The sequence below is a fragment of the Nonomuraea sp. NPDC050733 genome (genome assembly GCF_040654215.1).
In the GTDB taxonomy this organism is placed as follows: Bacteria; Actinomycetota; Actinomycetes; order Streptosporangiales; family Streptosporangiaceae; genus Nonomuraea.
In genome coordinates, this window is the sequence record NZ_JBFAHO010000064.1 from 1 (window position 1) to 13769 (window position 13769).

A 13769-nucleotide genomic window follows, 5' to 3' on the forward strand; every position below is an offset into this window, starting at 1 on the left:
CGGGAGCCGGGCGCGACCCCCACCCGCGGCGGGTCCTGGCCGGCCCCGCCTGCCGGCGGGGCCGACCACACGCCGGGGACTACAGGTGAATGCCGCATTCGACCTTCCCCAGCCCCGCCCAGCGGCCGCTGCGCGGATCCTCGCCGTCCGCGACCTGCCTGGTGCAGGGGGCGCAGCCGATCGAGGGGTAGTTGTCGTAGTGCAACGGGTTGATCAGCACCCCGTTGTCGGCGATGTAGTTGTCGACCTCCTCCTGGGTCCACCGCGCGATCGGGTTGACCTTGACCATCTGCCGCTTGGCGTCCCACTCGACGACCTTGGTGCCGGCCCGGCTGGGCGACTCGTCGCGGCGGATGCCGGAGATCCACGCGAGGTAGGGCTCCAGCGCGCGGTTGAGCGGCTCGACCTTGCGCAGGTAGCAGCACAGGTCGGGGTTGCGGCCGAACAGGCGCGGGCCGAGGTCACGGTCCTGCTCCTCGACGGTCCGCGACGGTTTGACGTCGATCACGTTGACGTCGTAGACCTGCCGCACCGCGTCCCGCGTGCCGACGGTCTCGGCGAAGTGGTAACCGGTGTCGATGAACAGCACGTCCACGCCCGGCTTGACCCGGCTCACCAGGTCGATGACGAGCGCGTCGCTCATCGAGGAGGTCAGGCACAGCCGGTCGCCGAACGTCGCCGCCGCCCAGCGGATGATCTCGCGGGCGGACGCCTCCTCCAGGAAGACGGCGGCCGACTCCACGATGTCCTGCAGGTCGAGGGCGCCGCGCTGGCTCCGGAGCCCGACCTCGATGTCCACCAGCGTCATATCGTCACTCCGATTCCCAGGAACTTCAGCTTGAAGGCGCGGGCGCACGAGCGGCAGTACCAGCCGCCACCGGTCGCGGACCCGCCGATGTTGAGCTCGCCCTCGTACGGTTCGAGGTCCTCGTCGCCGCAGTAAGGGCAGTGGAACGGGACGGCTCGCTCGCTCATCGCAGGTCCGCCTCGTCCGCGCGCTGCACCCAGTCGGCGAAGGACTCGCCTTCCTTCTTCTGGCCGTCGTAGTGGGTGACGACCCGCTCCACGTAGTCGGCCAGGCCGGCCGCCGTGGTCTTCAGGCCGCGCACCTTCCGGCCGAAGCCGCCGTTGACGCCGAGCGAGCCGCCGAGGTGGATCTGGAAGCCCTCGACCTGGTCGCCGTTCTCGTCGACGACGAGCTGGCCCTTGAGCCCGATGTCGGCGACCTGGATGCGGGCGCAGGAGTTGGGGCAGCCGTTGACGTTGATCGTCAGCGGCTCCCGGAAGTCCGGCAGCCGCCGCTCCAGCTCGTCGATGAGGTCGGACGCGGTGGCCTTGGTCTCGACGATGGCGAGCTTGCAGTACTCGATGCCGGTGCAGGCCATCGTCTGCCGCCGGAACGTGGACGGGTTGACCTGGAGGTCGTTGGCCTCCAGCTCGGCCACCAGCGAGTCGACCTGGTCGGGCGCGACGTCGAGGATGACCATCTTCTGCTCGACCGTGGTGCGGACCCGGCCGGAGCCGTGCCGCTCGGCGATGTCGGCGATGACGTGCAGCTTGTCGCCGTCGAGGCGGCCCACCTTGGGCGCGAACCCGACGTAGAAGCCGCCGTCCTGCTGCGGGAAGACGCCCACGTGGTCGCGGCGCGAGCCGCGCGGCTGGGCGGGTGCGGGACCGTCGGGCAGGGGAGCGCCGAGGTACTCCTTCTCCAGCACCTCGCGGAACTTCTCCGTGCCCCAGTCGTTGACGAGGAACTTGATCCGCGCGCGGTGGCGCAGCCGCCGGTAGCCGTAGTCGCGGAAGATGCCGGCCACGCCGGCCCAGACGTCGCCGACCTGGTCGGGCCGGACGAACACGCCGATCCGCTTGCCGAACATCGGGTTGGTGGACAGGCCGCCGCCCACCCACAGGTCGTAGCCCTTCTCGCCGCCGGGCAGCTCGACGCCGACGAACGCCACGTCGTTGATCTCGTGGACGGTGCAGTGGGCGGGGCAGCCGCTGATCGCGGTCTTGAACTTGCGCGGCAGGTTGGAGAACGCCGGGTCGCCGATGAAGCGGTCGTACACCTCGCTGATCTGCTCGGTGGCGTCGAGCACCTCCTCGGTGTCGATGCCGGCCAGCGGGCAGCCGAGGATGACGCGCGGGGTGTCGCCGCACGCCTCGGTGGTGGACAGGCCGACGGCCTCCAGGCGCTCCCAGATGTCGGGCACCGACTCGATGTCGATCCAGTGGAGCTGGACGTTCTGCCGGTCGGTCAGGTCGGCGGTGCCCCGGCCGTACAGGTTGGAGATGTCGGCGATCGCGCGGAGCTGGCGCAGGTCGAGCTGGCCGCCGTCGATGCGGACGCGCAGCATGAAGTAGCGGTCGTCCAGCTCCTCGGGCTCCAGGATCGCGGTCTTGCCGCCGTCGATGCCGGGCTTGCGCTGGGTGTAGAGGCCGTACCATCGCATGCGGCCGCGCAGGTCGGCGGGGTCGATCGAGTCGAAGCCGCCCTTGGAGTAGATGTCGATGATCCGCTGGCGGACGTTGAGCCCGTCGTCGTTCTTCTTGTTCTCCTCGTTCTTGTTGAGCGGCTCACGGTAACCGAGAGCCCACTGACCCTCGCCGCGCGGGCGCTTGTGGTGCCGGCTGGCAGGAGTGCTCATTGCGCGTCCTTCGCGTCATGGGCGCGCTCGTGCTTCCTCCCGCCTCGTCGTCGAGTGCGGGGGTTGCGAAGAGGAGTGCGACGCCCTCAGTCAGAAATCAGGGGATGATCAGCGGGCGTCACGACAGATGGCGCTGCGGACACGCTGAAGGTCGACGTGGCGTCGGCCGACGAGCATGGGGTCCGCTGGCATGTATACGAAGATACTCGGGCTGCCCGAGATGTCCAACAACGGTCCAGACTCTGGACGTGATCATCCCTGGCGCGGCCAGTCCAGCGGCGACTCCTTCTCGTGCTCCGAGCCCTGGTGCTGGCAGTCGCACCACGAGCCGCCCCGGCACTCCTCGTGTCGCCGCTCCTTGCAGCTCTCGCAGATCACCCTTCGCATTATTCCTCGTAGAACGTTGTTCGGTTAGGGTGGCGGGCATGAACGACAGGGGACAGCCGGCGCCGGACCTGATGGGGGAGCTGCTCGCCGACCTGCGCGCGGAGACGTCCTCCCTGGAGGCCCTGCTGGCGCCGCTGACTCCCGGGCAGTGGGAGCTGGCGACCCCCGCCGAGGGCTGGACGGTGCGCGACCAGGTCGCCCACCTGGCATGGTTCGACGACGCGGCCCGCACGGCGGTGACCGATCCGGCCGCGTTCCGCGCCTCGCCGGAGGTCTCCGCCCTGGGGCCGGGCTCGGTGGACGAGCTGGCGTTCCGGTCGCGCGGCATGCCGGCCGGCGAGCTGCACGCCTGGTTCCGCGCGGCCCGCGCCCGCAGCCTGGACGCGTTCGCCGGGCTCGGCGCGCGCGACCGGATCCCCTGGTACGGGCCGGACATGTCGGCCGCCTCGTTCGTCACGGCCCGGCTCATGGAGACCTGGGCGCACGGCGAGGACGTCGCCGCCGCGCTCGGCGTCACCCGCGAGCCCACGCTCCGGCTGCGGCACGTGGCGACGCTCGGCGTCCGGGCGCGCCCCTACGGGTTCGCCGTGCGCGGGCTGCCCCTCCCGGCCGAGCCCGTACGGGTGGAGCTGACGCCCCCCGGCGGCGGCGAGCCGTGGACGGCCGGGCCCGCGGACGCGGCCGACACGGTACGCGGCCCCATGCTGGACTTCTGCCTGCTCGTCACCCAGCGCGTCCACCTGGCCGACACCGCCCTCGTCGTCACCGGCCCCGCCGCCCGCGCCTGGGCGGAGATCGCGCAGGCGTTCGCCGGACCGCCCGGCAAGGGGCGTCCCCGCAGGTCATAGCCCGGCGCTCAGGGTCAGGCTCAGGGGCATACCGGATGTCGCGCGGCGCACGCGCGGTGACAAGCTGAAGTCATGCGCACGATTCTGAACGTCATCTGGCTGGTCTTCGCCGGCATCTGGCTGGCCCTCGGGTACGCCGTGGCGGGGATCGTCTGCTGCGTCCTCATCATCACGATCCCGTTCGGCATCGCCGCCTTCAGGATCGCCGCGTACGCCCTGTGGCCGTTCGGCCGGACGGTGGTGCGCGACCCCCAGGCCGGGGTGTTCTCCCTGATCGGCAACGTCATCTGGTGCGTGGTGGCCGGCGTCTGGCTCGCGATCGGCCACGTCCTGACCTCCATCCCGCTGTTCCTGTCCGTCATCGGCATCCCGCTGGCCGTCGCCAACCTCAAGCTGGTGCCCGTCTCCCTCCTCCCGCTCGGAGCGCGCATCGTCGACACCGACCAGGGCATGGGCACAGGGACATAGGCTGTCCGGAAGAGCCGCTGCGAATACGTTGGTGCCATGACGTCCACCGATCTGCCCACACGGGCGCGGAAGCGCATCGCCTCCGACGTCCGTGCCGGGCTGGGCTGGGTGCGCGGCACGAAGGCGTGGGCGATCGTGCGCGACGCCGTCGAGGCCGGGGTCGCCTACCGGGTGACCGGCCTGGCGGGCGAGGCGGCGTTCTTCGCCCTGCTGTCGCTGCCCCCGTTCGTGCTGGGCGTCATCGGCGTCATCGGCAAGCTCGGCACCTGGCTCGGCCAGGACAAGGTCGAGCAGGTGCGCCGGTGGGTGATCGAGCAGTCGGGCATCCTGTTCACCAAGGACACGATCGACAGCGTCGTCAACCCGCTCATGAACGACGTGCTGCGCGACGACGCCAGCAAGGTGTCCATCATCTCCCTGGGCTTCCTGCTGTCCCTGTGGTCCGGATCGCGCGCCCTGTATGTGTACGTCGACCTCATCTCGGTCTCGTACGGGCTGGGAGAGACGCGGGGAATCGTCCGGACGCGCCTCATGTCGTTCGGTCTCTACGTCGTCGGCCTGGCCATCGCCATCGTCGTCATGCCGATCCTCGTCATCGGGCCGACCATCCTCAGGGACGCGCTGCCGGGGGAGTACGCCGTCCTCATCGACGTGCTGTACTGGCCGGTCGTGGTCATCGGGTCGGTGCTGTTCCTGACCGTGCTCTACCACGTGAGCGTGCCGGTGCGGACCAGATGGTACAGAGAGCTGCCCGGGGCGGTGCTGGCGCTGTTCCTGTGGATCGTGTGCGCCGCCGTGCTGCGCGCCGTGCTCGCCGCGTGGTTCTCGCCCGTCTCCGTGTACGGCTCGCTCGCCGCGCCCATCGCCCTGCTGCTGTGGCTGTACATCACGGCGCTGGCCGTCCTCATCGGCGCCATCCTGAACGCGGAGGTGGACAAGCTGTGGCCGGTCCCCGGCCGTGCCGTGCGGGCGGAGGAGGCGGGCGTCGGAGGGGGCGCCGTCACCACGCGTGAGTGAGCCCGCACCACCACTTCCGCTATCGTCTGTAGACGTCGCGACTGGCGCATGAGGTGGACTCACCACCGGGGAGCGGAAGGGAGCGGAGGCCGTGCGCCTGGGTCTTCGCCGGATGTCAATGATGACAGGAGAGTCATGAGTTCTCTCGCTAGCGTCGACCCGCGGATCGCCGAGCTGATCCAGGCCGAGGAGCGCCGCCAGGCCGACACCGTCAAGCTGATCGCCTCCGAGAACTACGTCTCCAAGGCTGTCCTGGAGGCGACGGGCACCGTCCTGACCAACAAGTACTCCGAGGGCTACTCCGGCAAGCGCTACTACGAGGGCCAGCAGGTCATCGACCAGATCGAGACCCTGGCGATCGAGCGGGCCAAGTCGCTGTTCGGCGTCAACCACGCCAACGTCCAGCCCTACTCCGGGTCCCCGGCCAACCTCGCCGTCTACCTCGCCTTCGCCCAGCCCGGCGACACCGTCATGGGCATGGGCCTGCCGTTCGGCGGCCACCTCACGCACGGCTGGTCGGTCTCGGCCACCGGCAAGTGGTTCAACCCGGTCCGCTACGGCGTGCGCAAGGACACCGGCCGCGTCGACCTCGACGAGGTGCGCGAGCTGGCCCTGGAGCACCGGCCGAAGCTCATCTTCTGCGGCGGCACCGCCATCCCGCGCACGATCGACTTCGAGGGCTTCGCCTCGATCGCCCGCGAGGTGGGGGCCGTGCTGGCCGCCGACATCGCGCACATCGCCGGCCTCGTCGCGGGCGGCGCGCACCCGTCGCCCGTCGGCCACGCCGACGTGATCTCCACGACCACCCACAAGACGCTGCGCGGCCCGCGCGGCGCCATGCTCATGGCGTCGAGCGACGAGCACGCCACGGCCCTCAACAAGGCCGTCTTCCCGGGCCTGCAGGGCGGACCGCACAACCACACCACCGCCGCCATCGCCGTCGCCCTGCACGAGGCCTCGACCGACGACTTCAAGGCGTACGCCCACCAGGTCGTCGCCAACGCCAAGGCGCTCGCCGAGGAGCTGGGCAGCCGCGGCTTCGACCTCGTCTCCGGCGGCACCGACAACCACCTGATCCTGCTCGACCTCACGCCCAAGGGCATCGGCGGCAAGCCCGCCGCGCAGGCGCTCGACCGGGCCGGCCTGGAGACCAACTACAACACGGTCCCGTTCGACACCCGCAAGCCGTTCGACCCGTCCGGCATCCGCATCGGCACCCCGTCGGTCACCTCGCGCGGCATGGGCGAGGCGGAGATGCGGCAGATCGGCGCCTGGATCGACGAGGTCGTCACGGCCCTGGCCAAGGGCGACGCCGAGGACGTCATCACGCGCGTCCACCAGGAGGTCAGCGAGCTGACCGCCCAGTTCCCGGCCCCGGGCCTGTCCTAGTTCGCAGCAACGCCGACGGCCCCGTCCCGGACCCTCTGGTCCGGGACGGGGCCGTCGGCGTCGGGTCAGCCCAGGAAGTCGGGTCAGCCCAGGAAGAGGTAGTCGGCCCGGTACGGCACGCGCGCCTTCCGTCCCGGCTCGCACGAGCCCGCCGGTGCGACGCCGCCCTCGGTGTTGAGCCGCAGCACCTGGGTGACGCCCGACAGCAGCCCGCCCTTCGCGCCCGCCGGGGTGGCGGCCAGCACCAGCTCCGGTATGGCCCGCTCGCCGTTCGGGGTCTTGGTGACGACCTTGCCGCGCACCGCGCTGCCGTCCGGAGCGATCCACTGCGGCGGGCCGGCGGCCGGGGTGACGAAGGAGTGCGCGATGCCGCGCCGCAACCGGGCGTCCACGCCCTCCTGGGTGAAGGCGTACCCGCCGCCCGGCTGCTCGGCGCAGGCGTAGATCTGGGAGCCGCGCAGCACGTCGGCCGTCAGCGCGCGCGGGTGGCCGAACGGCTGGCCGGACAACTGGCCGCGCACCGCCCCGCCGCCGAACTCGGTGGTGTGCAGGTTGCTGTAGTAGCGGCCCGGGTGGGCGGCGATGCGCTTGACCACCGCGGCCGGCAGCCTGGCCTCGCCCGCCACGCCGGTGACGCCGGCCGGCAGCCCCTTCGCCGCGGCGAACAGGTCGGCCACGACGGCGCCGTTCCGGCCGCGGACGCCCTTGTGGACGTGGCCGTTCGTCACCGGGGCGAGCCCCGACCAGATCGCGGTGTAGCCGATGGCAGAGCCGTGCGGGCGCAGCCACCACACGGCGCGTCCGTCCTTGTCGCCCCGCTTCTTGCCGTCCTTCGCCTGCACCTCCTGCCCGCCGTCCGCACGCGAGCTCAGGGTGGCGCGGTTGCTGCCCTGGAGCACGCCGCCGAGGTCGACGGGGCCCACCCGGTGGAACTGGCCGCGCACCGCGCCCTTCGGGTGGCGGGCGTCGTGCACGTTGGCGTAGAAGCCGCCCGGGTCCTCGACGAGCGCCCGGACCAGCTCGGGGTCTGCCTCGACGGAGCCGCTGACGCCGAGCACGCCGCCGGGCAGCGGCCTGGTGAGGAACTCCAGCCGCACGTCGCCGTTCGCGCCCCGCGCGCCGAGGTGGATGTGGGCCGCGGTGGGGGCGCCGATCTGGTTCCAGCGGATCGCGAAGGCCACCCGGTCGCCGCTGACGCGCAGCACCACGGTCGCGCGGCCGTCGGCGTCGCCCTTGACGCCCACCTCGTTCGCACCGCGCAGGCCGGCGGCGAGGAAGACGTCACCGGCGTCGGCACGGGACAGGGCGGCGGGCACGATCGCCCGCTGGGCGGACCGGGCGTCGGCGGCGGCCGGGACGGCCGTGGGGGCGAGGGCGGCGGCGAGCAGGCCGATCGCGAGTGCGGCGCCGGTGCGGGCGTACTGGGGACTGGGCATGACGAACCTCTGCATTCGGGCGTTCGGGCTTTCGGGCGTTCGGTACGGCAGGCAGTACGGGGCCCGGACCGGCGGAGGTTCAACCCGTGAATAGGTAAAAGTACCGGTTGCCACCGGGGCGGAAAGAGGGCATGGAAATGCCCTCCCACCGCGGGTGAGAGGGCATCCGGCGCGAGGTCAGACGTTCACGGTGAGCAGTTTCTCGCCCTTCGTGGTGACCACCTCGAAATGGTCGATCTGTTCCAGGGGGTACGGACTGCCGCCGTGCGTGTACAGCGGATCCGGCTGCCCAGGGACCCCGTAACCGGCGGATGGAACCGCCCATCCCGTCATGACCCGCCGCTCCCCGGACTTCGACACCGACACCAGCTCGCACTCCAGCGGGCCCTTCACGCCCGACAGCTTGAGCGCCGCGTGGGTGCCCCACGCCTTCGACTCGATGACCAGGCCGCCGGTGACGCCGCGGGCGCCGGTGCCGGCCACGGGGGTGCCGTCGGCGTAGAACTGCTCCGCCGGACCCAGATGGTCGTGGTGCCCGGCCGCCACGGGCGGCGGCGCGCCCGAGTCGCCGAGCTGGGTGCCGACGGTCAGGCCGCCGGCGACCAGCGTCACCGCGGCGGCCAGGCCGATCACGATCGTGCCCCTGCGCGCACGGCGGTCGGCCGTCCGCTTGCGCCGCATCAGATCGACGACCTCGGCCTCGCCGCGCGACGGCGGCGGGCCGAGGTCGTCCAGCGGGCCGATGCCGACGAGCGCGCCCGCCACCCCCGACAGGTCGGCGAGCTCTGCCGCGCACGGCGGGCAGGTGGCCAGGTGCTCCTCGAAGGCGGCCTTGTCGTCGTTGTCCAGCAGGCCGAGGGCGTAGGCGCCCACATCGGTGTGCTCCACCTGCGACGTCACGCCGTCACCCCCCTCTCCTCCAGTGCGACGCGCAGGGCGCGTACGGCGTAGTACACCCGGGACTTCACAGTGCCCACGGGTATCCCGAGGGCCTCGGCGGCGTCGTTCACCGACCGGTCCCGCAGGATCGTCTCGTTGAGGATCTCGCGGTGCGCCGGCGACAGCGCCCTCAGCGCGTCTGACACGAGCACCTGGTGCAGCAGTCCCTCCATCTCGTCGGGCACGGGCACGCTCTCCAGCGGCCCGTCGCCCGACTCCTGAGGGCGGGCGTCCCTGCGCCGCCGGTCATCGATGACGATACGTCGGGCCACGGTCGCGAGCCAGGGCATCAGCGAGACCGAGGCCGGATCCAGCCGCTCGGCGGTGCGCCAGGCCCGGATCATGGTCTCCTGCACGACGTCCTCCGCCCACTGCCGGTCGCCCCCCGTCAGCCGTACCACGAAGGCGAGCAGCGGCCCGTGGTACTCCCGATAGAGAGCCGAGACGACCAGGTCGTCGTCGGGCCGCACACGCCTGATCCATTGGCTCAACCGTGGCTTGCCCATGAGGCCGGCTCCCTCGGCCGAGGGTGGGGGATACGTGCTGGTCCGCATCATTCCCCTTTCTCGAGCTGTCGGCAGGAAGTACGGCCAGGGCTCCGGGCACGGTTCAACGACACGCCGAGAAAAATGGGATTGCGTCCTTCGTGGCGGGATGCGTAGAGTCTGCGCGACGGCCCGGCATCGGGGCGTCGTCACCGCGCGTCGCGGTGACCATGGAGTGATCCCACGGAGCGCGAGAGCGCGGCCGTGGTGCGAGAAGAGTGCGAGACAGGAGGTGGAGACCATGCGGATTGTCCTGTTCCGCCTGCGTGCCGTTCACCTCCGGGTGCCTGCCTGAGCCACCCGGTCTCCCTTCTCAGCAGAGGAATCACTGCGTTGTCGTTCGACCTTTCCCTGCTCGGCTGGACCGCGTCCCGCGCCGCCGAGCTTCCTTCCGGCGCCGTCCCGGGGCGGGTGTCCCGTGTGGATCGCGGCGCCGCCGAGGTGATCACCGAGGACGGCCAGCATCACGCCCGCTACTCCGCGCGGGTGCGCCGGGCCTCGGCCGAGGACCCCGTCGCGCTGCCGTGCGTCGGCGACTGGGCCGCGCTGCGCGCCCTGCCCGAGGGCCGTTACGAGCTGGACGCCGTGCTGCCGCGCACCACGGCGTTCGTGCGCGGCGGCGTCAGCCGCGACTCGCGGGGCGGCCTGTCCGGCGACGGCCAGGGCCAGGTGCTGGCCGCCAACGTGGACATCGTGTTCGTCGCCGAGCCGTCCATGCACTCCACCGACTTCGCCGACCTCGGCCGCATCGAGCGGCTCGTCGCGCTGGCCTGGGAGTCGGGCGGCACGCCCGTGGTGCTCGTCACCAAGGCCGACCTGTTCGACCAGGGCCTCGACGACCTGCTCGCCGACGTGCACGCCGCCGCGCCGGGCGTCGACGTGCACGCCGTCTCCTCGCTGCGCGGGGAGGGCGTCGACCTGGTGCGCGCGTACCTGGAGGGCTCGCGTACCGCCGTCGTGCTCGGCCCGTCCGGCGCCGGCAAGTCCACGCTGGTCAACGCGCTGGCCGGCGACGGTGTCATGGAGACGCAGCTCGTACGCGCCGGCGACGGGCGGGGCCGCCACACGACGGTCCACCGGGAGCTGATCTCGCTGCCCGGCGGTGGCCTCGTCATCGACACGCCCGGCATCCGGCGGGTCGGCCTGTACGACATGAACGAGGGCGTCGACCTGGTGTTCTCGGACATCGACGAGCTGGCCCGGCAGTGCCGGTTCGGCGACTGCGGGCACGAGGCGGAGCCGGGCTGCGCGGTGACGGCGGCCGTCGAGAGCGGCGACCTGCCGGAGCGGCGGCTGCACAGCTGGCGCAAGCTCCAGCGGGAGGCGGCCTGGATGGCGGGCCGCACCGACGCCCGGCTCCGCAAGGAGCAGCAGAACCGATGGAAGATCATCCACAAGGAGATGCGCCGCTCCGGGCGTGCCCGTCCCTGACGGCCGCGATCAGGCGGTGACGTCGCCGTCCTGCCTGGGCGGCCTGTTGTCCAGGCAGGCGCGGACGAAGTCCCGGACGACGGGATCGGCGTCGCCGGCGGGAGTCCACGCGACGCCCACCCGGCTGGGCGCGACGCCGGTGACCGGCCGGTACGTGACACCGGGACGGGCGTAGAACCGCGCGGCGGACTCGGGTGCCAGGGCGACGCCGTAGCCGTTGGCGATGGCGCTGAGCCACTCGTCGGGCTGGTCGGTGACCGCCCCGACCCGGACCGGGCGGCCCTCGCGTTCGTCCGCGGCCAGCCAGAAGTCGCGCCACGCGCCCGTCTCGGCGGGGGCCGCCACGAACGGCTCCTCCCACAGGTCCCGGAAGGCGATCCGCTCACGCGCGGCCAGCGGATGGCCCGAGGGCAGCGCGACCCAGCGCGGCTCGCAGAGCAGCGTCTCCACGCGCATGAGGTCCTGGCCGGGGAACGGCAGCCGCAGCAGGGCGGCCTCGACGTCGCCCCCGGCGAGCCCGGCCGTCGGGTCGGACCACGCCGCCTGCCGCATGTCGGCCCGCCAGCCGGGCCGGCGGCGGGCGAAGTCCGCGACGATGCTCGGAGTGAACTCGTTCGCCGCGCTGGCCAGGAAGCCGATCCGCAGCACGCGGGCGGCCCGGGCGGCCGTGGCCCTGGTCTCCCGCAGCGCGTCGTCCCAGTCGGACAGCAGGGCGGGCACCCGCCCGGCCAGGGTCCGGCCCGGCTCGGTCAGCTCCATGCCGGACCGGGACCGCGCGAACAGCCGCACCCCGAGCTGGGTCTCCAGCTGCCGGATCTGCCGGGTCAGCGCCGGCTGGGACACGTACAGCCGCTCCGCGGCGCGGGTGAGGCTCCCCTCCTCCGCAACGGCGGCGAAGTACCGCAACAACCGGGTGTCGACGTCCATGACGCCAGGTTATAGACGCCGGTATTGGACGGCCGGGAGAGGGCTCGGCGAGGCTGGGCGAGCAAGCGAGCGGCGGCGGCCGCCCGGTGTCCGTCCCCGTAGGAAGCCCAGCTCCATGTCCCTTGTGTACGTTCTCGTCACCGTCCTCACGATCGCGGCCAACGCCGGGGTGGCGATCGCCGACTTCGCGCGGGCGGGGTTCGTCCTCGCCAACTCGGCCGCGGTGGGCCTCCCGCGCTCCTGGATCCCGATGCTCGGGGCGCTCAAGGCCGCAGGGGCGGCCGGGCTGCTGCTCGGGCTCTTGGGCGTCCCGCTCGTCGGCGTGGCCGCGGCGGCCGGGCTCGTCCTGTTCTTCACGGGCGCCGTCGTCGCGCACGTCCGCGCCCGCGTGTACGGCACGATCGCGGTCCCCGCCGGATACCTGGGGCTGGCCGTCGCCTCCCTCGTCCTCGCCGCCGCGTGATGACCCCGTCATGGCGAACGCGCGGGGGAGCGCGGGCGGGGCGGGTAGGACCAGGACATGGACGTGTTCGCCGACCGGGCCGAGGCCGGTGAGCTGCTGGCCGAGCGGCTGCTCCACCTCCGCGACCCCGTGGTCCTCGCCCTGCCTCGGGGCGGCGTCGCCGTGGCGCTGCCCGTCGCGCGGCGGCTCGGCGGTGTGCTCGACGTGCTCGTCACCCGCAAGATCGGCTACCCGCCGATGCCGGAGCTGGGCGTCGGCGCGATAGCCGAGGGCGGCGAGCCGGTGCTGGACCTGCCGCTGCTCACGCGGCTCGGGCTGCGGCCGTCGTCCGTGGCGGCCGTGGTCCAGGAGGAGCGGCGGGAGCTGGCCCGCCGGGTACGGGTCTATCGGGGCGAGCGGCCCCTGCCCGGGCTGGCGGGCCGCGAGGTGGTCGTGGTGGACGACGGCCTGGCGACCGGCGGCACGGCGCGGGCGGCGCTGCGGGCCGTGAACCGGGCGGGGCCGGCCAGGGTGACGCTGGCGGTGCCGGTCGGGGCCCGCGAGACGGTGCGGGCGCTGCGGGAGGAGGCCGACGACGTGGTGGTGCTCGCGATGCCCGCCGACTTCCGGGCGGTCGGCCAGTGGTACGTCCACTTCGACCAGCTCAGCGACGCCGACGTCCTGGAGCTGCTGGCAAGGGGGAGGGGAGACCCGAGTCCCTAGCCCGGCCCGGCACGGTTCCGGGCGGTGCGTCCCTTGCCCTGGTGCGTCCCTTGCTCTGACGGGTTCCGGGCCCGGCTCGTCAGGCGGCGAGGACGGCCCAGACGAGCTTGCGGCGGGCGCTGGAGACGACCCAGCCCCACGTGGTGGAGATCGCCTCGACCAGCCGCAGCCCGCGCCCGAACTCGGCGAACAGGTCGGGGGAGGCGGCCACCGGCGCGGCCAGGCAGCGGTCGGTGACCACGCACGCCACGTCGGTGCCGTAGCCGAGCAGGCGGAGCTCGTCGATGCCCCCGCCGTGGCGCATCGCGTTGGTCACCAGCTCGGACACCACGAGCTGCGCCTCGAAGGCCATGCCGTCCGACCCCCACGCGGCCAGCGTGTGGTCGACGAAGCGCCGGGCGGAGGACACGCACGCGGGCTCCATCAGCCCGTGGAAGGGGAAGATCGCGTCGCGGGGAGTGGGCCGGCCGCCCACCAGGACGGAGGACAGCCATTCCGGCGGCCGGGCACCTATGACGGGGGCTTGCGGCCGAGCGTCGAAAGTCGTCATCGTGGCCCCCGAAGCGCGGTCT

The 13769-nt window shown here is 72.5% G+C and carries 17 protein-coding genes and 1 riboswitch; of the genes, 7 read left to right on the forward strand and 10 right to left on the reverse strand.

What is annotated here, in order from left to right:
- Positions 1-79: 79 nt before the first annotated feature.
- From AB0H64_RS42940 to AB0H64_RS42960, 5 genes are all read right to left on the reverse strand, one after another.
- Positions 80-808 carry a phosphoadenylyl-sulfate reductase gene (locus AB0H64_RS42940; RefSeq protein ID WP_357637166.1) on the reverse strand — a complete coding sequence of 243 codons (729 nt, stop codon included), beginning with the start codon at positions 806-808 and terminating at the stop codon, positions 80-82.
- A complete protein-coding gene (locus AB0H64_RS42945) occupies positions 805-975 on the reverse strand; it encodes an Insertion element protein (RefSeq protein WP_357637169.1) in 171 nt (56 codons plus the stop codon). Before AB0H64_RS42945 ends, AB0H64_RS42940 begins: the two co-directional genes overlap by 4 nt.
- Entirely contained in the window at positions 972-2645 is a 1674-nt protein-coding gene (locus AB0H64_RS42950; protein WP_357637172.1) for a nitrite/sulfite reductase, read from the reverse strand. The genes AB0H64_RS42945 and AB0H64_RS42950 overlap by 4 nt, the downstream gene beginning before the upstream one ends.
- 108 nt (positions 2646-2753) lie before the next feature.
- Positions 2754-2837, reverse strand: a complete 84-nt coding sequence (locus AB0H64_RS42955) for a putative leader peptide (RefSeq protein WP_350809452.1) — start codon at positions 2835-2837, stop codon at positions 2754-2756.
- Between the two features lie 60 nt (positions 2838-2897).
- On the reverse strand, positions 2898-3023 hold the full coding sequence (locus tag AB0H64_RS42960) for a hypothetical protein (RefSeq protein WP_310716859.1): 126 nt from the start codon (positions 3021-3023) through the stop codon (positions 2898-2900).
- A 47-nt stretch (positions 3024-3070) separates the two neighbouring features.
- Between AB0H64_RS42960 and AB0H64_RS42965 the strand changes: the two genes are divergently transcribed.
- The 4 genes from AB0H64_RS42965 to glyA all read left to right on the forward strand — a co-directional run bounded on the left by AB0H64_RS42965 (position 3071) and on the right by glyA (position 6754).
- Positions 3071-3880, forward strand: coding sequence for a TIGR03084 family metal-binding protein (locus tag AB0H64_RS42965; RefSeq protein WP_357637176.1), 810 nt, complete (start codon positions 3071-3073; stop codon positions 3878-3880).
- Between the two features lie 72 nt (positions 3881-3952).
- Complete coding sequence (locus AB0H64_RS42970; RefSeq protein WP_357637179.1) at positions 3953-4348, forward strand: YccF domain-containing protein; 396 nt, start codon at positions 3953-3955, stop codon at positions 4346-4348.
- Positions 4349-4384: 36 nt separating this feature from the next.
- Positions 4385-5365 (forward strand): YihY/virulence factor BrkB family protein, encoded by a 981-nt coding sequence (locus AB0H64_RS42975; RefSeq protein WP_357637181.1) that lies wholly within the window; start codon positions 4385-4387, stop codon positions 5363-5365.
- 27 nt (positions 5366-5392) lie between these two features.
- A riboswitch (ZMP/ZTP riboswitch) is annotated at positions 5393-5475 on the forward strand.
- A gap of 25 nt (positions 5476-5500) precedes the next feature.
- Positions 5501-6754 (forward strand): serine hydroxymethyltransferase, encoded by a 1254-nt coding sequence (gene glyA, locus AB0H64_RS42980; protein WP_357637184.1) that lies wholly within the window; start codon positions 5501-5503, stop codon positions 6752-6754.
- An 83-nt stretch (positions 6755-6837) separates the two neighbouring features.
- On the opposite strand, the gene AB0H64_RS42985 is transcribed toward glyA, so the two are convergent.
- The 3 genes from AB0H64_RS42985 to AB0H64_RS42995 all read right to left on the reverse strand — a co-directional run bounded on the left by AB0H64_RS42985 (position 6838) and on the right by AB0H64_RS42995 (position 9635).
- Positions 6838-8190, reverse strand: coding sequence for a CHRD domain-containing protein (locus AB0H64_RS42985; RefSeq protein WP_357637187.1), 1353 nt, complete (start codon positions 8188-8190; stop codon positions 6838-6840).
- A gap of 177 nt (positions 8191-8367) precedes the next feature.
- Complete coding sequence (locus AB0H64_RS42990) at positions 8368-9090, reverse strand: zf-HC2 domain-containing protein (RefSeq protein ID WP_357637190.1); 723 nt, start codon at positions 9088-9090, stop codon at positions 8368-8370.
- Entirely contained in the window at positions 9087-9635 is a 549-nt protein-coding gene (locus tag AB0H64_RS42995) for a sigma-70 family RNA polymerase sigma factor (RefSeq protein WP_357637192.1), read from the reverse strand. Before AB0H64_RS42995 ends, AB0H64_RS42990 begins: the two co-directional genes overlap by 4 nt.
- A gap of 372 nt (positions 9636-10007) precedes the next feature.
- Between AB0H64_RS42995 and rsgA the strand changes: the two genes are divergently transcribed.
- Positions 10008-11105, forward strand: coding sequence for a ribosome small subunit-dependent GTPase A (gene rsgA / locus AB0H64_RS43000; RefSeq protein ID WP_357637195.1), 1098 nt, complete (start codon positions 10008-10010; stop codon positions 11103-11105).
- A gap of 9 nt (positions 11106-11114) precedes the next feature.
- On the opposite strand, the gene AB0H64_RS43005 is transcribed toward rsgA, so the two are convergent.
- The gene (locus tag AB0H64_RS43005; protein ID WP_357637198.1) at positions 11115-12032 is read right to left on the reverse strand and encodes a LysR family transcriptional regulator; all 918 of its coding nucleotides are present in this window, start codon (positions 12030-12032) and stop codon (positions 11115-11117) included.
- 115 nt (positions 12033-12147) lie between these two features.
- Here AB0H64_RS43005 and AB0H64_RS43010 point away from each other — a divergent pair, with 115 nt between their 5' ends.
- Complete coding sequence (locus AB0H64_RS43010) at positions 12148-12495, forward strand: DoxX family protein (RefSeq protein ID WP_357637201.1); 348 nt, start codon at positions 12148-12150, stop codon at positions 12493-12495.
- Between the two features lie 57 nt (positions 12496-12552).
- Positions 12553-13197 carry a phosphoribosyltransferase family protein gene (locus AB0H64_RS43015; RefSeq protein ID WP_357637204.1) on the forward strand — a complete coding sequence of 215 codons (645 nt, stop codon included), beginning with the start codon at positions 12553-12555 and terminating at the stop codon, positions 13195-13197.
- Between the two features lie 79 nt (positions 13198-13276).
- On the opposite strand, the gene AB0H64_RS43020 is transcribed toward AB0H64_RS43015, so the two are convergent.
- Positions 13277-13747: an ATP-binding protein gene (locus tag AB0H64_RS43020; protein WP_357637207.1), complete on the reverse strand. Its 471-nt coding sequence runs from the start codon at positions 13745-13747 to the stop codon at positions 13277-13279.
- Between the last annotated feature and the right edge of the window lie 22 nt (positions 13748-13769).